The organism is Amycolatopsis sp. NPDC051371, from assembly GCF_040682155.1.
In the GTDB taxonomy this organism is placed as follows: domain Bacteria; phylum Actinomycetota; class Actinomycetes; order Mycobacteriales; family Pseudonocardiaceae; genus Amycolatopsis.
On sequence record NZ_JBFBAG010000035.1, the window covers coordinates 1 to 19104 of the forward strand.

Sequence of the window (19104 nt, forward strand, 5' to 3'; positions counted from 1 at the left end):
CGGGCAACGTCATTCCGAGTCACCACGTGACCAAGACCGGACCATAACCGCACACCGTGCGGCACCACCAACCCTGACACTGAGAGTCATTCAGGACCTCCGAAGACCTGAATGACTCATTCAAGACGTTTGGTGGGCCGGCGGCGAGCGTGCGACCGGGACCCGGCCCGGCGAGCACCCACGTCCGGCGTGGTGAACGGGTCACCTCCGATCGAGGGCCACCGGCAGCCGAGCTGAGCAGAGCCGGGGACTCAGCCCGGCGGCTCCGGCGCCGGCCGCCCAGGCTCGTCCCGGCTCCGCAGCGCCACTCCGCCCACCACCGCGAGCGTCCCCAGCGCCTCCGGCCACGAAGGCACCTGGGCCAGCAGCACGAACCCCATCACCGCGGCCGTGACCGGCAGCAACGCCAGCAGCACCGCGAACCGCGCCTGCCCCAGCCGGCGCAGCACCACCTGGTCGAGCGCGTAAGGCACCACCGTCGACAGCACCCCGACACCCACCCCGAGCAGCAGCATCCGTGGCGAAGACCACACCTCGCCGGTTCCGAAGGCCAGCGGGGACAGCACCACCGTCGCCGCCGCGAAGCCGATCGCCAGGCTGTCGATGCCCGATCCCTCGGCCGAAGCCACCCGCTTGCCCAGCAGGATGTACCCGGCCCAGGCCGCCGCCGCGCCCAGGGCGAACACCACGCCCGGCACCGACCCCGCGAGCTGGACGTCCGCGATCGCCACCACCCCGCACGCCACCAGGACCACCGCCAGCACGTCCCGCAGCGACCGGGACCCGAACGCGGCCACCAGGACCGGGCCGATGAACTCCATCGCCACCACCGTCCCCAGCGGGAGCCGGGCGATCGCCTCGTAGAAGAGCACGTTCATGCCCGCCGTCACGATGCCGAAGGCGATCGCCAGTGCCAGCCGACGCCCCCGCCAGGCCGCACGCGAGGGGCGGCGCCAGGCCAGGAGCACCACCGCCGCGCCGAGGCAGCGCAGCCACGCCACCCCGGCGGGCGTCGCGTGGCCGAAAAGACCGATCGCGATGGCCGCGCCGGCGTACATGGAAATTCCGCTGAGAACGAACAACAGCGGAGCGGGGACCCGGGAAACCCGTCGGGGCGAAGTCACCGTACTCACTACCCCATGGTGCCTGACCACGGAAAACGTAACTCTCCGGGTATTCGTCTCCTGCATTGCGGGATGCGACTACGGCATCCGGGGTAAATCGGCGTGACTCAGGTCCCACCGGCGCGGGAACACTTGCGAGCCGCGAAACGTCTGGAAGAGTGGAAGCACGAACACCGCGGAGCCGAAGGCGATCGCCGCCACCGGCATCAGTGCCGAAGTGGGCGTAGCTGGATCGATGGCACCGGGCAACCGGTGCCGGGACGGAGGGAGACCCCCATGACAACGCCGACGCTCACCCGCCCCGAACTGACCGCCGCCGACCGCTGTGACCGGTGCGGAGCTGCAGCTCAGGTACGAGCCATCCTCAAGGGTGGCGAACTGCTCTTCTGCGGGCACCACGCCCGCGAGCACGAGGCCAAGCTCAAGGAACTGTCCGCCGACATCCAGCGGTAACCACTCCGAAACGCCCGAAGGCGGCCGGTGCGCACAGGCACCGGCCGCCTTCGCATTTTCTGAGACCTGCACAATCTGCAACTTGCAAAGTGCGTGGCGAATATCACGGCGAGGCCGCGAAAGACCCCTATTCCGGACACGAAACCGGACAGGAAATCAGACAGAATCCAGGACGACTTCGAACGCGACTTCCGCGGCGCCCAACAGCTTCACGTCGGCCCCCAGCGCCGAGCTGATGATGCGAGTGCCGCCGACCGCCCGGCTCACCAGGCTGCGCCGGCGCACCTCGGTGCCGACGCGCCGCAGCACCGCCTCCGGCAGCACCGTCAGCAGGTCGCCGAGGATCACCAGCTGCGCCCCGAGCAGGTTGACGACGTTGATCAGCCCCAGGGTCAGCCACTCGGCGAACTCCGCGAGCCGCATCAGCGCCGCTTCCGGGTCACGGCCCAGCTCACGCAGCTCGAACAGGATCGCCCCGCGCGGGGTGTCCTCCGGCAGGCCGAGCGCCCGGCACAGCGCCGCCTCGCCGACCTCGGTCTCCCAGCAGCCGCTGCTGCCGCAGTAGCAGTCCCGCCCGTCCGGGCGGATCACCATGTGCCCGATCTCGCCGACGTAGCCGGAGCCGCCGCGCAGCGCCGAGCCTTCGGCGATGACGCCGCCGCCCACCCCGACGTCCGCCGAGATGTACACCACGTCCGACGAGCCGCGGGCCGCCCCGCGCAGGTGCTCGGCGACCGCGCCGAACTCGGCGTCGTTGCCGACCAGGATCGGGATCTGCAGGACCGCGCCCAGCCGTTCGCCGAGCGCGACGTCGGTCCAGCGCAGGTTCGGGGCCTCGTGCACGTACCCGTCCGCCCGCCGGACGACGCCCGGCACCGACACCCCGACCGCCACCGGGGTCACGTCGAGGTCGCCGGCCAGGACGGCCGTCGACTCGATGACGTGGGTGATGACCTCGTCGGGCTGCCCCATCCGGCCGCGCAGGTTCCAGCTGTTGCGGCCCAGGATCTGGCCGCCCAGCCCGACCAGGGCGATCGCGACGTGCTCGACCTGCAGGTCGACCGCGAGCACGACCGCCGCGTGCGGCTGGGGCAGGACCAGGAGCGAGGGGCGGCCCGCCCCTCGTCCCGGCCTCGGCACCTTCTCCTCGACGACGCCGGCTTCGGCGAGCCCGTCGACGAGGGTCTTGATCGTGCTCCGGTTGAGCCCCAGCTGGGTGGCCAGGGTCGCCCGGGTGCTCGGCCCGCCGACGTGCAGCAGGCGGAGCAGGGTCGTGCGGTTGTGCCGGCGCACCTCGTCCGGACGAGCAACGGGTGAGCTGGACACGGGCTTGATCATCCCATGCTGATTCAGCGCGTCGACGCAGCCGCGCGGCGCCGCGACAGCGCGTCGACCGTGGCGGCGAGGAGCAGGACCAGACCGGTGATGATGTTGACCACCGCGGCCGGCTGCTTGAGCAGGCCCAGGCCGTTGATGACCACGGCGATCACCAGGCCACCGACGACGGCGTCGGCCACGCGGCCCTTGCCACCGAACAGCGACGTGCCACCGATGACGGCGGAGCCCACCGCGAACAGCAGGGTGTTGAGGCCACCGGACTGCGGGCTGACCGAACCGACCTTCGACGCGGCGACGATGCCGCCGATGGCCGCGATCGCCGAGCCGATGACGAACACGCTCGCCCGGATCTTCGGCACGTCGATACCGGCGCGGCGGGCGGCTTCCTTGTTGCCGCCGACCGCGTAGATGTACCGGCCGTACCGGGTCCGGTTGAGCACGTAGGTCCCGGCCACCAGCAGCACCAGCATGATCGGGATGACGTACGGGACGCCTTCGATCGTGACGACCGCCTTGTTCGTCGAGCGGTTGATCGTCAGCAGCCAGGTGCCCAGCGCCGACAGCACGACGAGCGCGCCGACCTTGACCATCACCAGCGCCGTCGGCTGGACGACCAGGCCGCGCTCGAGCCGCCTGAAGTGGCTGAGCAGCGTGATCACCGCGAAGCCACCCGCGGCGATGAGGAAGAAGATCCAGCTGCCGAGGATGTTCAGGTTGCCGTTGGCGATCTTGTACAGCACGTCGGAGTTGGTGATGCCGATCGTGCCGCCCTCGCCGATGAACTGCAGCAGGACGCCCTGCCAGACGATGAACAGCGCCAGCGTCACGACGAAGGACGGCATGCCGATCTTCGACACGAGGAAGCCGGTGATGCAGCCGATCGCGGTACCGACGCAGATGGCCAGCAGGATTTCGAGCCAGGGGTTGGCGGGGACACCGATCGCGACGATCAGCAGGCCGATCAGCGACAGCCCGGCGCCGGCCCAGATCCGCTGGTAGGCCGACAGCAGCATGGCCACGGCGAGGACCGCGATGAACGTGATGAACACGCCGGACCCCATGGTGCCCAGCAGGTTCCCGTTGTGGACGTAGTGCAGGGCCGTCACCGACGCCGCGACACCGGACGCCACGCCGGCGGCGAGGTCGATCTCGCCGAGCAGCAGCACGAAGACGATGCCCATCGCGATGATGATCACGCCCGCGCCCTGCGGGAAGACGTTGGCGATGTTGGCCAGCGTGAAGAAGTTGTCCGACAGCGCGCTGAACAGGATGACGAGCACGAGCAGGCCGAACAGCGACGGCAGCGCGCCGAGTTCGCCGGCCCGCAGGCGGGCGAAGTAGTCGCGGACCGCTTCGCCCGTTGACATCGATGTCGTGTCGATCCCGAAGTCGGTGATCGCCGCGGTCGGGTTCTGGGTCTGCGCGAGCGCGTCGGCGGGGGTGCCGACCTCGTGCTTGGCAGGGGTTTCAGTCATTTCCGGTTCTTTCTTCCCACTCACAGGACCACGGCTTCGGGCCGGGCCAGGCCGAGGTCACCGGAGCGACCGGCGGTGATCAGTTCCACGACCTGGCCGTGGGAAACGTCCTTCGTGTGCACTTCGGCGACCAGCCGGCCGAGGTAGAGCACGGCGATGCGGTCGGCGACCTCGAACACGTCGGCCATGTTGTGGCTGATCAGCACGACCCCGAGGCCCTGCTCGGCCAGCCGGCGGACCAGGTCGAGCACCTGCCGGGTCTGCGCGACACCGAGGGCGGCGGTCGGCTCGTCCAGCACGACGACCTTGCTGTTCCACAGCACCGACTTCGCGATGGCGACGGTCTGGCGCTGACCACCGGACAGCGAGGAGACCGGCGTGCGGACGGACTTCACCGTCCGGACCGAGAGGGAGGCCAGCGTTTCGCGGGCGGCCTTCTCCATGCTGGCCTCGTCCAGCTTCCACGAGCTGCCGCGCTCACGGCCCAGGAACATGTTCTGGACGATGTCGAGGTTGTCGGCGAGCGCGAGGTCCTGGTAGACGACCTCGATGCCGAGGTCGGCCGCGTCCTTGGGACCGCGGATGTGGGTGTCCTGCCCGTTGAACCGCACGGCCCCCGAGTCGTACGGGTGGATGCCGGCGATGCACTTGACGAGGGTCGACTTGCCGGCGCCGTTGTCGCCGACCAGGGCGGTCACTTCGCCCGCACGCACGTCGAAGTCCACGTCGTGGAGGACGTGGACGGGGCCGAAGCTCTTGTTCAGGCCCTTGATCTCGAGGATGGGCTCACTCATTGATGGCTTTTCTCCGAATTTCTCATGCCCTTTGCCGCCGCTCGGGTCAGGTGGGTGACGGGCGTTGCGCCTCGCAGACGAGGACCCGACTGCGTCGGGTGGCTTCGCCTCCGCAGCAATCGGCTCCGCCGATTCTTCAAGCGAGGGGTGGGGACCGGGCCGGGACGCGCCGTCGGGGTGCGCGTCCCGGCCCGGCTGTTCATGGGTTACTGCGGGCGGGTCAGGAGATGCCGAGCGAGCTGCACTTGGCGGCGAGGTCGCCACCGCAGATCTCAGCGGCCTTCACGTAGCCCTGGGTGACGACGGTCTTGACGTCCTTCTCCAGGATCGTCGTCGGGGTGAGCAGCACGGACTTGATGTCCCGGTTGTTCTTCGGGTCGTGCAGCTTGGCCGTGGCGATCGCGTCCGCGCCGGCGGTGTCACCCTTGGCGAGAGCGGCGGCCAGCTTGGCGGTGGCCTCGGCCTCTTCCTTGATCGGCTTGAAGACCGTCATGTACTGCTCGCCGCGCATGACCGCCATCAGGCCGTCGGCGGTGGCGTCCTGGCCGGTGACCGGGATCTTGCCGTTGAGGCCGTTCTTCTTGAGGATGGTGATGACCGCGCCCGCCAGACCGTCGTTCGCCGCGACGACGCCGTCGACCTTGCCGCCGTTGGCGGTGAAGATCTGCTCGAACGTCGTGCCGCCGACCTGGTTGTCCCAGTCGTTGATCGGCTGCTTCTGGATCCGCTTCAGCGTGCCGGCCGAGAACAGCGGCTCGAGGACGGAGTCCTGGCCCCTGGTGAACAGCGTGGCGTTGTTGTCGGTCGGGGCGCCCTCGATCTGGACGACACCCGCGCCCGGCTTGCTCTTCAGCGCGTCCGCCATGGCCTGGCCCTGGAGCTGGCCGACCTTCTCGTTGTCGAACGAGACGTAGTAGTCGGCGGAGCCGCCGAGGCTCGGGCGGTCGTAGTCGATGACCGGGATGCCGGCGGTCTTGGCCTTGGTCTCGACCGCCGCACCGACGGCCGGGTCACCGGGGGCGATGACCAGGACCTTGACGCCGGAGCTGATGAAGCCGTCGGCCAGGGTGGCGAACTTCTGGTTGTCGCCCTGGGCGTTCTGGACGTCGACCTCGAAGCCCTGGGCCGACAGCGCGGCCTGCAGCATCGGCTTGTCGAACGCTTCCCAGCGGGCCGAGGTGGCGGTCTCCGGCAGGATCACGCCGACCTTGCCGTTGGCGCCGCCGCCGGCGGCCGGGGCGGACGAGGAAGCGGAGCTGCTCCCCGTGCCCCCGCTGTCTGAACTGTTGGCACCGCAAGCGGTGAGCACCAGGCCGGTGCTCACCGTGGCGGCGAGGAGGGTAAGGGTTCTGCTGCGCATCCTCGTTCCTTCCGGATCCAAGCATTGGTGACGAGCGGGCCGTCGACGTCGTCTCGGGCCCTGCGAGGCGGTGATCCGGAGGGTCCCGGCGCACCGACGCGCATATGTTGTGGGCGACAACATATGCCGCTGAGCGGCTGCGGGGAAGATAGCTGGATCGATTAAATGACACCAATTGGACACGGTTCGGCAACACAGGCTGAGCATCGCCCGGAAAGAGTAGATCCGCTGACGATGTGATCGCCAGCACCTACCCTGTGTTACATCCAGGTTTCTTGCGAGGGTGAAGATACTCCGCCGGTGTACACCGAGTGCGATCCGCCGCGAAGTGGTGGTGAACCCACGGCAAACGCGCGGAACTGGTCGCCGACTTGCGAACTTCGGACCTGAACGTGCCCAACGCGCCACCGGCCGGGGGACGCGAGGGCAGCCGAGGGACGACCGATCGGGCACGCAACGCAACGTCACGAAGTTGTGGAAGGTCGGGCGCGGCCCGGTGGAACGGACGGTGACCGGCAAGCTTCAGCCTCCCGGGCGACACGGCGGCTCCCCGGGAGGCCACACGGATCGTCAGGCGCGGGCCTCGCCATCGGCCCTCCGGAGCCGAGCGCCCCAAGGCCACATCGGGTGCGTTGAACGCACCGAAGGGCCCCTTGGGTGCGGTGAACGCACCCAAGGCCGCCTTGGGGCGCTCGATCCGGGGCCGATCGCTCGTCGAGACTGCTGCTCGGAGCCGGTCGGGGCTCACCAGGTCCGCAGCGTGACGATCCGTTCCTCGAGCTGCTCCACGGTCGCCATGGCGGTCACCGGGCCACCGCACACGCGCCGGAGCTCGTTGTGGATCGCGCCGTGGGGCTTCCTCGTGCGGTGGTGGTACATCCCCACCAGCGCGTTCAGCTCCTTGCGCAGCGCGCCGAGGCGCTCGCTCACCGACTGCGGACGAGCCTGCGGGGCCGGCTCCTCCTTCGCGGGCTTGCGGCGCTTCTCGTCCGCGACCTGCTCTTCCTGCCGCTTGCGCAGCAGCGCGCGGACCTGGTCGGGCTCGAGCAGCCCCGGCAGGCCGAGGTACTCCTGCTCCTCGTCCGAGCCCGAGAACACCGCCGTGCCGAACGAGTTGCCGTCGTAGATGACCTGGTCGAGCTCGGCCGAGGCGCCCAGCGAGGTGAACGCCTTCTCCTCTTCGCCCGGCTCGTCCTCGGTGCGGTTGGCCTGGGCGAGGAGCTCGTCCTCCCAGCCCTCCTGCTCGCGGTGCGGCTTGCCCAGCACGTGATCGCGCTGGGCCTCCAGCTCGCTGGCCAGCTCCAGCAGCACCGGCACCGACGGCAGGAACACGCTCGCCGTCTCGCCCTTCTTCCGGGCGCGCACGTACCGGCCGATCGCCTGGGCGAAGAACAGCGGGGTCGACGCGCTGGTCGCGTACACGCCCACGGCCAGCCGCGGGACGTCGACGCCCTCCGAGACCATCCGGACGGCCACTATCCAGCGCTCGTTCGTCTCGGAGAACTCCTTGATCCGCCCCGAGGCCTTCGGGTCGTCCGAGAGCACCAGTGTCGGCATCTCCCCCGAGATGCGCTCCAGGATCTTCGCGTACGCGCGCGCCGACTCCTGGTCGGTGGCGATCACCAGGCCGCCCGCGTCCGGCACGCTCTGGCGGACCTGCGACAGCCGTGTGTCGGCCGCCTGCAGCACTGCCGGGATCCACTCGCCCGAGGGGTCGAGCGCCGTGCGCCACGCGCGGGCGTTCTGCTCCGCGGTCAGCGGCTCGCCGAGCCGGGCGGTGAACTCCTCTCCCGCGCTCGTGCGCCAGGAGGCCTCGCCCGAATACGCCAGGAAGACGACCGGCCGGACCACGCCGTCGGCCAGCGCGTCCGCGTAGCCGTACGAGTGGTCGGCCTTGCTGCGCTGGAAGCCGCCCGCGTCCGGCTCGTAGGTGACGAACGGGATGGCCGAGTCGTCGGACCGGAACGGCGTCCCGGTCAGTGACAGGCGCCGCACCGCCGGGGTGAAGGCCTCGCGGATCGCGTCGCCCCACGACTTGGCGTCGCCGCCGTGGTGGATCTCGTCGAGGATGACCAGCGTCTTGCGGTTCTCGGTGCGCACCCGGTGCAGCGTGGGATGGGCCGCGACCTGCGCGTACGTCAGCGCGACGCCGTTGTAGTCCGACGACGTGACGCCGGTGGTGTTGCGGAAGTTCGAGTCGATCTGGATCCCGGCCAGAGCCGCCGCGGCCGCCCACTGGTGCTTCAGGTGCTCGGTCGGGGTGACGATGCTGACCGCCTCGATCGTGCGGTCGGACAGCAGTTCGGCGGCGATCCGCAGGCCGAACACGGTCTTGCCGGCGCCGGGCGTCGCCACCGCGAGGAAGTCCTTCGGCTTGCGCGTCAGGTACTTGGTGAGCGCCCGCCGCTGCCACGCCCGCAGCGGGCGCGCGGTCGAGTCCTTCTCCGCGGGAGGCGCCCCGAGCTGCGTCTCCGTCATCGCCGGTCCTCCCCCTCGATCACGTGCCTCAAGTGCTTTGACGTGCGAAAACCCTCACTGTGGTACCAACTGCTGCTGCATTGAGCGGCCGGCGACTGCGGTGAGGGCACTGGAGCGAGTCTACCGGCCGGGTCCGACAGTTCCCGGCACCGGCACGGGTGATGTCCCCCGACACGCCCGGGTGCAGGCAGGGTGACGAGCCAAATCAGCACCGATGGACCATGCTGGACACGTCATGGGTGAGGTGCAGCCGTCCGCAGCGACGAAGGTGGCCCGCAAGGGGCCGTGGCGCCTCCTCACGCGCACGCTCGGCAAGGCCTGGGAGGGCAACATCTTCTCGGAGGCCGCCGAAGCGGCCTTCTGGCAGACGCTGTCCCTGCCGCCGCTGCTGCTGGGCCTGCTCGGCAGCCTGGGCTTCGTCGGCGAGTGGTTCGGCCAGGACGTCGTCACCCAGGTGCACGACCGGATCATCGGCTTCTGCAAGACCGTTTTCAGCAGCAACGCCGTCCAGGACATCATCGAGCCGACGGTGAACAGCATCCTCACCGTCGGCAAGGGCGAGATCGTCTCGATCGGCTTCCTGATCTCGCTGTGGGCGGGTTCGTCGGCGATGTCGTCGTTCGTGGACGCGATCACCGTCGCCCACGACCAGTACGGCGTCCGCAACGACGTCTGGCAGCGGATCTTCGCGCTGCTGCTCTACCTGTGCGGCCTGGTCATCCTGGTGGTCGGGCTGCCGCTGCTGGCGATCGGCCCCGACCTGCTGCCGGAGTTCTTCCCCACCGACTGGCGCCCGACGGTGACGTCGTGGGTGAGCGCGCTGTACTTCCCGACCCTCGGCGTGATGATCACCCTCGCGCTGACCACGCTGTACAAGCTCGCCCTGCCCCGCAAGCTGCCGTGGCACCGCGGGCTGCCCGGCGCGGTGCTCGCGATGGTCGTGTTCCTGCTCTCCTCGGTGGGCCTGCGCATCTACCTGAACTGGATCACCAAGACCGGCTACACCTACGGCGCCCTCGCCGCGCCGATCGCGTTCCTGCTGCTGATGTTCTTCATCGGGCTGGCCGTGGTCGGCGGCGCGTACTTCAACAGCGCGATCCAGGAACTGTGGCCGGCGAAGGCGACGCGGCGGCAGCGGCGCAAGTGGCGGCGGCTGGAGATGGAACGCGCCTCCGAGCGGCTGCGCACGGAGGACGGCCGCAAGCTGTGGGAGCGCACGACCACGCCGCTGCGGCGCCCGCGCCCCGAAGACGTCTCAGTCAACGGCGCCGAGAAACCCGCCGGCGAGACCGCGGAAGCGTCCGATGAGGACGGACCGTCACCCAGCGCGCCGGACCCGGCACCCAGCGCTGCTCAGGGTCGCGTCTCCTCCCAGGGGACGACCCGGAATCCACCCACAGACTGAGTCGCCCCTCAGTTCGGACATGGCAAGCTCGGCGGGTCACTGACGCGCGTAAGTCGCCGCGTCATTCCCGAGGGGGTTGTCGAAGTCATGTCCGTGCTGGCCAGATTGAGCCTGCGCAACCGAAGCCTGATCGGCCTGCTCGCGCTCGTGGTCGTCGGTTTCGGTGCTTTCGCGCTGCCGCAGATCAAACAGCAGCTGTTCCCGTCGCTGCAGTTCCCGCAGGCCCAGATCGTCACCTCGTACGCGGGTGCGTCGCCGGACGCGGTCGACCGGCAGGTCACCGAGCCCCTCGAAGGCGCGTTGCAGGGGCTCAAGGGCCTCGAAGAGATCAACTCGACATCTTCGGACGGCGTTTCGCGCGTCGTCACGCAGTTCGAGTTCGGCACCGATCTCGACGCGGCGGTCTCGCAGATCCAGCAGGCGGTGAACCAGGTCCGCCCGCGGCTGCCGCAGAACTCCGACCCGTCGGTGTCCGCCGGCAGCACCGACGACCTGCCGGTCGTGCTGGTCGCCGCGGGCACGGCCGGTGACCCGCAGAAGCTCGCGCCGGCGCTGACCGACGAGGTCGCGCCGGAGCTGCGGAAGATCGACGGTGTCCGCACCGTGACCGTGACCGGCGTTCAGCAGCCGCGCGTCACGATCACGCTGGACTACGCGAACCTGACCGCCGCCGGTGTCGACCCGGCGTCGATCGCGACCACGCTGCAGACCGCCGGCGCCGCCGTGCCGGCCGGCACGCTGACCGAAGGCGACAAGACGCTGAGCGTCCAGGTCGGCGGCGGGCAGACCACTGTGGACACCCTCCGCAACCTCTACCTCACGCCGAGCGCCGCTTCCGGTGCGGCGCGGCCGGGCGCCCCGGCGCGCGGGCCGGTGAAGCTGGGTGACGTCGCCGACGTTCAGACCGGGTTCGCGCCCGCGACGTCGATCACGCGGACCAACGGCAAGCCGAGCCTCGGCCTCTCGATCACCATGGTGGACAACGGGAACGCCGTCGCGATCTCCGACGCCGTCCGCGACAAGCTGCCGGACCTGGCGAAGAAGACCGGCTCCGAGATGAGCGTCGTGTTCGACCAGGGCACGCCGGTGAAGGACGCGATCAGCGGCCTGACCACCGAAGGCCTGCTGGGCCTGGCGTTCGCCGTCCTCGTCATCCTGCTGTTCCTGCTGTCGGTGCGCTCGACGCTGGTGACCGCGGTGTCGATCCCGCTGTCGGTGGTGGTCGCGCTGATCGCGCTGTGGACCGGCGACCTGTCGCTCAACCTGCTCACCCTCGGCGCGCTGACCATCGCGATCGGCCGGGTGGTCGACGACTCGATCGTGGTGCTGGAGAACATCAAGCGACACTTGGGTTACGGCGAAGAGAAGCAACGGGCGGTGCTCGACGGCGTCCGCGAGGTGGCCGGCGCGGTGACGTCGTCCACGCTGACGACCGTCGCGGTGTTCCTGCCGATCGCGTTCGTGGGCGGGTTCGTCGGCGAGCTGTTCTCGCCGTTCGCGATCACCGTCACGGTGGCGCTGCTGGCTTCGCTGCTCGTCTCGCTGACCGTGGTTCCGGTGCTGGCGTACTGGTTCCTGAAGCGGCCGGAGGTCCCGGCGGACGCGATCGAAGCCGAGCGGGCGCGCGAAGCGGCCGTCGAGAAGGAGCGCCGCAGCTTCCTGCAGCGGGCCTACCTCCCGGTGATCCGGTTCGCGACCAAGCGGCGGCTGACCGTCGTGCTGCTGGCGCTGCTGATCTTCGCCGGCACCGTCGGGCTCGCGACGCGGCTGAACACGAACTTCCTCGACCAGTCCGGCGGCACCACGCTGAACATGACGCAGAAGCTGCCCGCGGGCACCAGCGTCGAGGCCAAGGAGAAGGCCGCCACGGCGGTCGAGCAGGCGCTCGCCGCGGAGCCCGCGGTGCAGACCTACCAGGTCAGCGTCGGCGGCGGGGGCGCGTTCGGCTTCGGCGGCGGCGGTAGCTCGACGAGCATCTCCGTCACGGTCGCGAAGGACACCGACCTCGACGCGCTGTCGGACCGGCTGCGGTCGAAGCTGACGTCCCGGCCGGAGCTGGGCGAGATCAAGATCGGCGCGGACGCGTCCGGGTTCAACTCCGACCAGGTCTCGGTGACGGTGACCGCGCCGTCGGAGGCCGCGCTGAAGCCCGCGTCCGACCAGGTGCAGCAGGCGCTGCGCGGGGTGTCCGGGCTGACCGAGGTGACCAGCGACCTGGCCGTCGGCTCGCCGCGGGTGCAGGTCGAGGTGGACGACGCCGCGGCCGCCGCGCGCGGGCTGTCGGCGAGCACCATCGGCCAGGTCGCCAACCAGGCGATCGCCGGCCGCACGGTGACGCAGCTGCCGGTCGGCGGTCAGCGCACGGACATCGTGCTGCGGGCCGGCACCGCGCCGGCCACGGTCGACCAGGTGAAGGGCCTGCAGATCCCGGGGCCCACGGGGGTCGTCCGGCTGGACGAGGTCGCGAAGGTGTCCACAGTGGACGGCCCGGCGTCGGTGCACCGCACCAGCGGCGACCTGAGCACCACGGTCACCGCGAAGAACACCGGCGACAACCTGAGCAAGACGACCGCGGACATCCAGTCCAAGCTGGACGGACTGACGTTCACCGGCGGCGCGTCCTACTCGCTCGGCGGCGTGAGCCAGGACCAGCAGGAGGCGTTCTCGAACCTGTTCCTGGCGCTGCTGGCGGCGATCGCGATCGTGTTCCTGATCATGGTGGCGACGTTCCGCAGCCTGATCCAGCCGCTGATCCTGCTGGTGTCGATCCCGTTCGCGGCGACCGGCGCGATCGGGCTGCTGCTGGCCACCGGCACGGCGCTCGGCCTGCCGGCGCTGATCGGGATGCTGATGCTGGTCGGCATCGTGGTGACGAACGCGATCGTGCTGATCGACCTGATCAACCAGTACCGGGCGGACGGCATGAGCGTCGCGGACGCGGTCACCGAAGGCGGCCGGCGCCGGCTGCGGCCGATCCTGATGACCGCGGCGGCGACGATCTTCGCGCTGGTCCCGATGGCGCTGGGCATCACCGGCCAGGGCGGCTTCATCGGCCAGCCCCTCGCCATCGTGGTGATCGGCGGCCTGGTCAGCTCGACGCTGCTGACGCTGGTGCTGGTCCCGACCCTCTACACGATGGTCGAGACCCGCAAGGAGCGCCGCCGCGCTCGGCGTGAGGCTCGCCGTACCCCGGCGAAGGCCCCGGAGTCGGAGTCCCTGGACCCCGCCCCCACCGCCTGAGTCACGCGCGAAGGCCCGGCACTTTCACGTGAAAGTGCCGGGCCTTCGGCGTTCACTGCTTGAAGCGGTAGGTCATGCTGTCGAAGAGGATGCAGATGCTCGGCGACATCACGATGACCCGCAGGGTGCCGTCGCGCTCGTCGAAGTCGATGCCCTCGACCTCGAAGTTCCCGCTGCACCCGCTGCGCAGCGGCAGCTGCCCCAGCGACGTCACGTGCCCCGTGACGTCCGAACCGGACAGCGGGCCCGCGAGGTCGACCTGCAGGAGCGGCTTCGTCGTGCCGAAGAGGCTGCCGTCCGGGTCGTCGGACGCGCAGAGCAGGCGGGTCGCCGTCTGGAAGTCGCAGCCCTGGACGTCGCGGACCTGGTGGTCGAGCCGGATCGTGCCCGCGAGGGGCAAGTTCTGCGCCGGGTCGGTGGCCACCACGCCGGGCATCGGGTGGACCAGGAGCCGGTCCATGGTGCCCCACTCCCCCGCCACCAGCCAGCGCGCGTCGGGCGACACCGCCGCGAAGGAGTTGTTGTTCGCTTCCCACGACTCGAGGGTGTGCTGGTAGTTCTTCCACGAGCCGTCCGGGGCCTGGACGCGGAAGAGCTTCGCCCCTCGGTCGTCACGCTGGTAGGGCTCGACGTACCAGCCCTGGGCCGAGCCGGGGTCGCCGATGTGGTTCCAGCCCTGGGAGTTCAGGTCCGCCGGGATCGTGCTGATCCCGGTGTAGCGGATGGTGGTGCCCGACGGCCGCACGATCGTGGCCAGCCCCTGGCTCTCGTCGAGGGCCCGGGCGTGGTCGGAGCCGACCTCCGTCCAGCCCGTGGCGGCCTGGGCCAACGCGGGCGAGAAGGCCGTGAGCAGGGCGACGGCGGCGACGACGATCCCGGTTCTGCGCATGTGCGACTCCGGTGGGTGGGGGAACCTGGCCCGCTGGATTTACCAGGTCTCCGGCACCCGGCACACCCGCCGAATGAAGGTTTTTCACGTTTGTTCGACGTTCTGTCCGAAGATGGACAGGACTGAACCCCGGCGGACGGACGTCAGCCGGGGTTCACGACCGGGGTCACTCCCCCGGGCGCAGCCCGTTGAAGATCTCCTTGCAGGCCGGGCAGACCGGCGAACCGGGCTTCGGCGACTTCGTCACCGGGAAGACCTCGCCGCAGAGCGCCACCACGTGATTGCCCATGACCGCGCTTTCGGCGATCTTGTTCTTCTTCACGTAGTGGAACATCTTCGGGGTGTCGTCGTCGGTGGTGTCCGTGCCCTCGGGCGTGGTTTCCGGCTTCGTCAGCGTCTCGGTGCTCACCCGTCCATTGTGCCCGAGTCCCCCCGAACCTCGTACCAAAGCCCCTCGACCTGGCAGGATCTGCGGCATGTTCCAGAAGGTGCTCGCGACGTTCGGCTCTGGCGGGGCGAAGATCGACGCCCGCCTGCTCGACCGGACCGCTTCCCCCGGCCGTCCCCTGCACGGCGAGGTGCTGCTGGCCGGCGGCGAGGTCGACCAGGAGATCAAGGGCCTCGCGGTGACGCTGCTGGCCCGCGTCCAGGTCCCCGGCACGGACAAGACCGAAGACCTCCCGTTCGGCACCCAGCAGCTCGTCGGCAGCGAGGTCATCCGCGCGGGACAGCAGGTCAAGGTGCCCTTCGAGGTACCGCTGCCGTGGGAGACGCCGGTCACGAGCGTCTTCGCCAAGCCGCTGACCGGCATGGCCGTCGGCGTGCGGGCCGAGCTCGACCTGGCCGCGGCGGTGTCCGACCCGTTCGACGCCGACGCCGTCGCGATCGAGCCGCTCCCGGCGCAGAAGCGCGTCCTCGACGCGCTTAGCCGCACCGGCTTCACCTTCCGCGAGGCGATCCTCGAACAGGGCCGGATCAACGGCGCCCAGCAGCAGCTGCCGTTCTTCCAGGAGATCCGCTTCACGCCTTCGCCGCGCTTCGCGAGCACGTTCTCCCAGCTCGCCGTGACGTTCCTGGCGTCGTCGAGCCGCACCGACGTCGTCCTGGAGATCACCAAGCGGGTCCGGGTGAGCAAGACCGGCGGCTTCGGCGGGCGCGGGCAGGACTTCCTCGGGATGTTCACGATGAAGCCGGACGTGAACTGGGAGAAGCAGCTCGAAGACTGGCTCGACCAGGTCGCCCGGCCGCGCGGCATCTTCGACTGATGGCCGCGCCCTACGCCGAGCGGCCGCACATGCCCGGCTACGGGATCGCGGCCGATCCCTCGGGGCTGCTGCCCTGGTCGTGGGCGCAGACCCGGCTGCGGGAGTCGCACGACTTCTGGCTGGCGACCGTCACGCGCGCCGGACGCCCGCACCTGATGCCGGTCTGGGCGGTGTGGACCGGCGAGGTGCTGTGGTTCTCGTCGTCGCTGCGGTCGGTGAAGGCGCGGAACATCGCCGCGGGCTCGGCGGTGTCGATCGCCACCGACGACCCGTACGAACCCGTCGTCGTCGAAGGGACGGCGGAGATCGTCACCGAACCGGCCGCGCTGCGCGATTTCCTCGACGCGATGAACGCGAAGTACTCGACTTCCTACGCCGTCGAGTTCCTCGATCCGGCTGTCAACGCCTCGATGCGGCTGCGGCCGGAGAAGGTGTTCGGCTTGCGGGAGAAGGACTTCACCGGCACGCCGACGCGCTGGACATTCCCGTGAGGTGGGCCGAGGCAATCACCTTGCTGGGCGGCAAGCCCGACGCATGGCCGCGGCTCGAAGCGCGCTATGCCGAGCCTCACCGCCGCTACCACACGCTGGATCACGCGGCGGCCGTCGCGCGGGACTCCGCCTGGCTGGCCGAAAGCCTGAGCAGTGTCGAACGCGCGATCGTCGCCGTCGCCGCCTGGACGCACGACGTCGTGTACGACGCGAAGCCCGGCGACGACGAACGCGCCAGCGCCGCCTGGGCCCGCGAAGCATTGGACGGCGTCGCCGAAGCACACGTCGAGCGCGTCGAAAGCCTGATCCTCGCGACGATCAAGCACGACGCGCCGGCGGACGACCACCTCGCCACCGCCCTCCTCGACGCCGATCTCGCGATCCTCGGCGCGCCGGAGGAGCTGTACGCGACGTACGCCCGCGGAGTGCGCGAGGAGTACGCGATGTACCCCGACGACGTCTGGCGAGAAGGCCGCGTCGCCGTCCTCGAAGGCATGCTGGCCCGGACGCACTACCGCAGCGAAGCCGCGCGGACACGCTGGGCGAACGCCGCGCGGGCGAACCTGAGCACCGAGCTGACCCACTGGCGCCGCGAGCCGGGCGATCACCGATGATGGTTCCTCGTGACCACCCCACTCAACGTGCACGAAGAGGTCGCCTCGGCGCTGCGTGACGGGCACCCCGTCGTCGCGCTGGAGAGCACCATCCTGTCCCACGGCCTGCCGCCGGGCCGCAACCTCGACGTCGCCCACCGCCTCGAGCGCGTGGTCCGCGACGGCGGCGCCGTCCCGGCCACCATCGCGGTGCTCGACGGCCGCGTCGTCATCGGCCTCTCCCCCGCCGAGCTGGAACGCGTCTGCGCGCCGGACGCCGGCCTGGACAAGCTGTCGCTGCGCGACCTCGGCCCGGCCGTCGGCCTCGGCCGCTCGGGCGCGACGACCGTGGCGAGCACGTCGGCGCTGGCCGCCGCGGCCGGCATCGGGATGTTCGCGACCGGCGGGCTCGGCGGCGTGCACGTCGGCGCGGCGCAGTCGTGGGACGTCTCGGCGGACCTCGGCGTGCTCGCGAAGGTGCCGACCGTGGTGGTCTGCTCCGGCGTGAAGTCGGTGCTCGACATCCCGGCGACGCTCGAAGTGCTGGAGACGAACTCGGTGCCGGTGCTGGGTTACCGCACCGACGACTTCCCGGCGTTCTACCTCCGCTCGTCGGGACACGCCGTGGGCTGGCGGGTCGACGACCCGAAGCAGGCCGCCGCCGTGGTCGCCGCGCACCGCGCGTACGCGGATTCCGGTGTCCTGCTGGCGAACCCGATCCCCGAAGCGTCCGAAATGGACAAAGAGCTGCACGACCGGCTGCTCGCCGAAGGCCTCGCGCTGGTGGCCGAGCGGGGCGTGCACGGCGCCGACGTCACGCCGGTGCTGCTGGAGCACTTCCACACGGCGAGCGCGGGCGTGAGCATCGACGCGAACGAAGCCTTGGTGCTCAACAACGCGAAGCTCGCCACCGAGGTGGCGGTGGCGCTGGCATGAGCGGGATCGTGGTGGTCGGCGACGCGGCCCTGGACGTGATCGCCCGGCACGACAAGCCGTTGCCGCACGGCGGCGACGCCCGCGCGAAGATCCGGTTCACCGGCGGCGGCTCGGGCGCCAACACGGCGCTGTGGCTGCGCCACCTCGGCGCGGACACGACGCTGGTCGCGCGCATCGGCGACGACCCGGGCGGCCGGTTGATCAAGGCCGAGCTGGAGGCGGCGGGCGTGCGGTGCGCGTTCGCCGTCGACCCCGAGGCGCCGACGTGCTGCGTCGTGGTGATGGTCGACGGTTCCGGGCAGCGGAGCATGCTCGCCGACCGCGGCGCGAACCAGCGCTTCGCCCCCGAAGACGTCACCCCGGAGGCACTGGCGGGTGCCCGGCATCTCCACCTGTCGGGATACGTGCTGCTCGATCCGCCGTCGCGCGCGGCCGGGCTGGCCTCACTGGCCGCCGCGAAGGAGGCCGGGCTGACGACGTCGGTCGACCCACAGGCCGCCGCGCACATCACCGACCCGGCCGCGTTCCTCGACGACGTCCGCGGCGTCGACCTGCTGATGCCGAACACCGAGGAGCTGGTGGCGCTGACCGGTTCGGCGGACCCGGCGTCGGCCAAGGAGCTGCTCGGCACGGTCGGCGCGGTGGTGGTGACCGCCGGGCTGGACGGCGCCAGCTGGGTCGACGCGGGTGGCGTCACGAGCGTCCCGGCGATCGAGGCCGAGTGCCTCGACTCGACCGGCGCGGGCGACGCGTTCGACGCGGGCGTGCTCACCGGCTGGCTGGCCGGGGAGTCCACTGTGGACGTCCTGCGCCACGGGACGCGGCTCGGTGCGCTGGCCGTCGGGAAGGTGGGCCCGCAGCCCGGGTGAGGCGGAGCTTTCACGTGAAAGCTCCGCCTCGGAGCTTTCACGTCAAAGTGGCGCTTGTCAGCCGTCGATGACCCGGTGGCTGGTGCTTTCGATCGCCTTCGCCTCGTGCTGGTAGCTCGAGACGTTCTCGGACTTGCGGGGCGGGCGGTCGTTCGCGATCAGGACCGCGATCCACGGCAACGGCACCGAGATCGCGAGGAACCCCAGCGCCAGCCACCAGGTGTGGTAGGTCAGCCCGGCGAGGATCAGGCACGGGATGCGGCACGCCATCATGATCACGTACTTGCGCTTGCGTGCCTTGAACTGCTCTTCGTACGACGGGGCCGCCCCGGTGATCAGCACCGGGTCCGAGTCGTTGGCGGGCGTGGTCACTGCACCACCTCCGTCTTCCATC

The 19104-nt window shown here is 70.3% G+C and carries 17 protein-coding genes; 8 read left to right on the plus strand and 9 right to left on the minus strand.

Annotated features, from left to right (window positions below; translation table 11 throughout):
• Nucleotides 1-251 precede the first annotated feature (251 nt).
• Nucleotides 252-1058, minus strand: a complete 807-nt coding sequence (locus AB0M59_RS35270; protein WP_364624111.1) for an EamA family transporter — start codon at nucleotides 1056-1058, stop codon at nucleotides 252-254.
• A 342-nt stretch (nucleotides 1059-1400) separates the two neighbouring features.
• On the opposite strand from AB0M59_RS35270, the gene AB0M59_RS35275 reads away from it, so the two are divergent.
• Nucleotides 1401-1577 (plus strand): hypothetical protein, encoded by a 177-nt coding sequence (locus AB0M59_RS35275; protein WP_284745229.1) that lies wholly within the window; start codon nucleotides 1401-1403, stop codon nucleotides 1575-1577.
• A gap of 156 nt (nucleotides 1578-1733) precedes the next feature.
• Here the strand turns inward: AB0M59_RS35275 and AB0M59_RS35280 are convergent, their stop codons facing one another.
• The 5 genes from AB0M59_RS35280 to AB0M59_RS35300 form a co-directional block, all read right to left on the minus strand.
• Nucleotides 1734-2915 carry an ROK family protein gene (locus AB0M59_RS35280; RefSeq protein WP_364624113.1) on the minus strand — a complete coding sequence of 394 codons (1182 nt, stop codon included), beginning with the start codon at nucleotides 2913-2915 and terminating at the stop codon, nucleotides 1734-1736.
• An 11-nt stretch (nucleotides 2916-2926) separates the two neighbouring features.
• Nucleotides 2927-4390, minus strand: coding sequence for an ABC transporter permease (locus tag AB0M59_RS35285; RefSeq protein WP_364624115.1), 1464 nt, complete (start codon nucleotides 4388-4390; stop codon nucleotides 2927-2929).
• A 20-nt stretch (nucleotides 4391-4410) separates the two neighbouring features.
• Nucleotides 4411-5184 carry an ATP-binding cassette domain-containing protein gene (locus AB0M59_RS35290; RefSeq protein ID WP_364624117.1) on the minus strand — a complete coding sequence of 258 codons (774 nt, stop codon included), beginning with the start codon at nucleotides 5182-5184 and terminating at the stop codon, nucleotides 4411-4413.
• A gap of 220 nt (nucleotides 5185-5404) precedes the next feature.
• Nucleotides 5405-6544: a substrate-binding domain-containing protein gene (locus AB0M59_RS35295; RefSeq protein ID WP_364624119.1), complete on the minus strand. Its 1140-nt coding sequence runs from the start codon at nucleotides 6542-6544 to the stop codon at nucleotides 5405-5407.
• A gap of 744 nt (nucleotides 6545-7288) precedes the next feature.
• Complete coding sequence (locus AB0M59_RS35300; protein ID WP_364624121.1) at nucleotides 7289-9022, minus strand: DEAD/DEAH box helicase; 1734 nt, start codon at nucleotides 9020-9022, stop codon at nucleotides 7289-7291.
• Between the two features lie 235 nt (nucleotides 9023-9257).
• On the opposite strand from AB0M59_RS35300, the gene AB0M59_RS35305 reads away from it, so the two are divergent.
• Both AB0M59_RS35305 and AB0M59_RS35310 read left to right on the plus strand, forming a co-directional pair.
• Nucleotides 9258-10427: a YihY/virulence factor BrkB family protein gene (locus tag AB0M59_RS35305; protein ID WP_364624123.1), complete on the plus strand. Its 1170-nt coding sequence runs from the start codon at nucleotides 9258-9260 to the stop codon at nucleotides 10425-10427.
• An 87-nt stretch (nucleotides 10428-10514) separates the two neighbouring features.
• A complete protein-coding gene (locus AB0M59_RS35310; protein ID WP_364624124.1) occupies nucleotides 10515-13667 on the plus strand; it encodes an efflux RND transporter permease subunit in 3153 nt (1050 codons plus the stop codon).
• Nucleotides 13668-13719: 52 nt separating this feature from the next.
• On the opposite strand, the gene AB0M59_RS35315 is transcribed toward AB0M59_RS35310, so the two are convergent.
• Both AB0M59_RS35315 and AB0M59_RS35320 read right to left on the minus strand, forming a co-directional pair.
• Nucleotides 13720-14556 (minus strand): hypothetical protein, encoded by an 837-nt coding sequence (locus AB0M59_RS35315; RefSeq protein WP_364624126.1) that lies wholly within the window; start codon nucleotides 14554-14556, stop codon nucleotides 13720-13722.
• Nucleotides 14557-14722: 166 nt separating this feature from the next.
• Nucleotides 14723-14965: a DUF3039 domain-containing protein gene (locus AB0M59_RS35320; RefSeq protein WP_364624128.1), complete on the minus strand. Its 243-nt coding sequence runs from the start codon at nucleotides 14963-14965 to the stop codon at nucleotides 14723-14725.
• A 67-nt stretch (nucleotides 14966-15032) separates the two neighbouring features.
• Here AB0M59_RS35320 and AB0M59_RS35325 point away from each other — a divergent pair, with 67 nt between their 5' ends.
• From AB0M59_RS35325 to AB0M59_RS35345, 5 genes are read left to right on the plus strand one after another with little or no spacing between them, the layout of a single operon-like run.
• Nucleotides 15033-15821, plus strand: coding sequence for a sporulation protein (locus AB0M59_RS35325; RefSeq protein ID WP_364624130.1), 789 nt, complete (start codon nucleotides 15033-15035; stop codon nucleotides 15819-15821).
• Complete coding sequence (locus AB0M59_RS35330) at nucleotides 15821-16312, plus strand: pyridoxamine 5'-phosphate oxidase family protein (RefSeq protein WP_364624132.1); 492 nt, start codon at nucleotides 15821-15823, stop codon at nucleotides 16310-16312. The genes AB0M59_RS35325 and AB0M59_RS35330 overlap by 1 nt, the downstream gene beginning before the upstream one ends.
• Nucleotides 16309-16926 (plus strand): hypothetical protein, encoded by a 618-nt coding sequence (locus tag AB0M59_RS35335; protein ID WP_364624134.1) that lies wholly within the window; start codon nucleotides 16309-16311, stop codon nucleotides 16924-16926. The genes AB0M59_RS35330 and AB0M59_RS35335 overlap by 4 nt, the downstream gene beginning before the upstream one ends.
• Nucleotides 16927-16935: 9 nt before the next feature.
• Entirely contained in the window at nucleotides 16936-17841 is a 906-nt protein-coding gene (locus AB0M59_RS35340; protein ID WP_364624136.1) for a pseudouridine-5'-phosphate glycosidase, read from the plus strand.
• Nucleotides 17838-18710, plus strand: coding sequence for a sugar kinase (locus AB0M59_RS35345; protein WP_364624138.1), 873 nt, complete (start codon nucleotides 17838-17840; stop codon nucleotides 18708-18710). Before AB0M59_RS35340 ends, AB0M59_RS35345 begins: the two co-directional genes overlap by 4 nt.
• Nucleotides 18711-18767: 57 nt before the next feature.
• Here the strand turns inward: AB0M59_RS35345 and AB0M59_RS35350 are convergent, their stop codons facing one another.
• Complete coding sequence (locus AB0M59_RS35350) at nucleotides 18768-19103, minus strand: DUF3099 domain-containing protein (protein ID WP_364624140.1); 336 nt, start codon at nucleotides 19101-19103, stop codon at nucleotides 18768-18770.
• Nucleotide 19104 lies beyond the last annotated feature (1 nt).

What these genes read in the sequence shown, in the direction of transcription:
- AB0M59_RS35270 (WP_364624111.1), bottom strand. Translation starts at nt 1,058, where the DNA reads ATGTACGCCGGCGCGGCCATCGCGATCGGTCTTTTCGGCCACGCGACG.
- AB0M59_RS35275 (WP_284745229.1), top strand. Translation starts at nt 1,401, where the DNA reads ATGACAACGCCGACGCTCACCCGCCCCGAACTGACCGCCGCCGACCGC.
- AB0M59_RS35280 (WP_364624113.1), bottom strand. Translation starts at nt 2,915, where the DNA reads ATGATCAAGCCCGTGTCCAGCTCACCCGTTGCTCGTCCGGACGAGGTG.
- AB0M59_RS35285 (WP_364624115.1), bottom strand. Translation starts at nt 4,390, where the DNA reads ATGACTGAAACCCCTGCCAAGCACGAGGTCGGCACCCCCGCCGACGCG.
- AB0M59_RS35290 (WP_364624117.1), bottom strand. Translation starts at nt 5,184, where the DNA reads ATGAGTGAGCCCATCCTCGAGATCAAGGGCCTGAACAAGAGCTTCGGC.
- AB0M59_RS35295 (WP_364624119.1), bottom strand. Translation starts at nt 6,544, where the DNA reads ATGCGCAGCAGAACCCTTACCCTCCTCGCCGCCACGGTGAGCACCGGC.
- AB0M59_RS35300 (WP_364624121.1), bottom strand. Translation starts at nt 9,022, where the DNA reads ATGACGGAGACGCAGCTCGGGGCGCCTCCCGCGGAGAAGGACTCGACC.
- AB0M59_RS35305 (WP_364624123.1), top strand. Translation starts at nt 9,258, where the DNA reads ATGGGTGAGGTGCAGCCGTCCGCAGCGACGAAGGTGGCCCGCAAGGGG.
- AB0M59_RS35310 (WP_364624124.1), top strand. Translation starts at nt 10,515, where the DNA reads ATGTCCGTGCTGGCCAGATTGAGCCTGCGCAACCGAAGCCTGATCGGC.
- AB0M59_RS35315 (WP_364624126.1), bottom strand. Translation starts at nt 14,556, where the DNA reads ATGCGCAGAACCGGGATCGTCGTCGCCGCCGTCGCCCTGCTCACGGCC.
- AB0M59_RS35325 (WP_364624130.1), top strand. Translation starts at nt 15,033, where the DNA reads ATGTTCCAGAAGGTGCTCGCGACGTTCGGCTCTGGCGGGGCGAAGATC.
- AB0M59_RS35330 (WP_364624132.1), top strand. Translation starts at nt 15,821, where the DNA reads ATGGCCGCGCCCTACGCCGAGCGGCCGCACATGCCCGGCTACGGGATC.
- AB0M59_RS35345 (WP_364624138.1), top strand. Translation starts at nt 17,838, where the DNA reads ATGAGCGGGATCGTGGTGGTCGGCGACGCGGCCCTGGACGTGATCGCC.
- AB0M59_RS35350 (WP_364624140.1), bottom strand. Translation starts at nt 19,103, where the DNA reads ATGGAAGACGGAGGTGGTGCAGTGACCACGCCCGCCAACGACTCGGAC.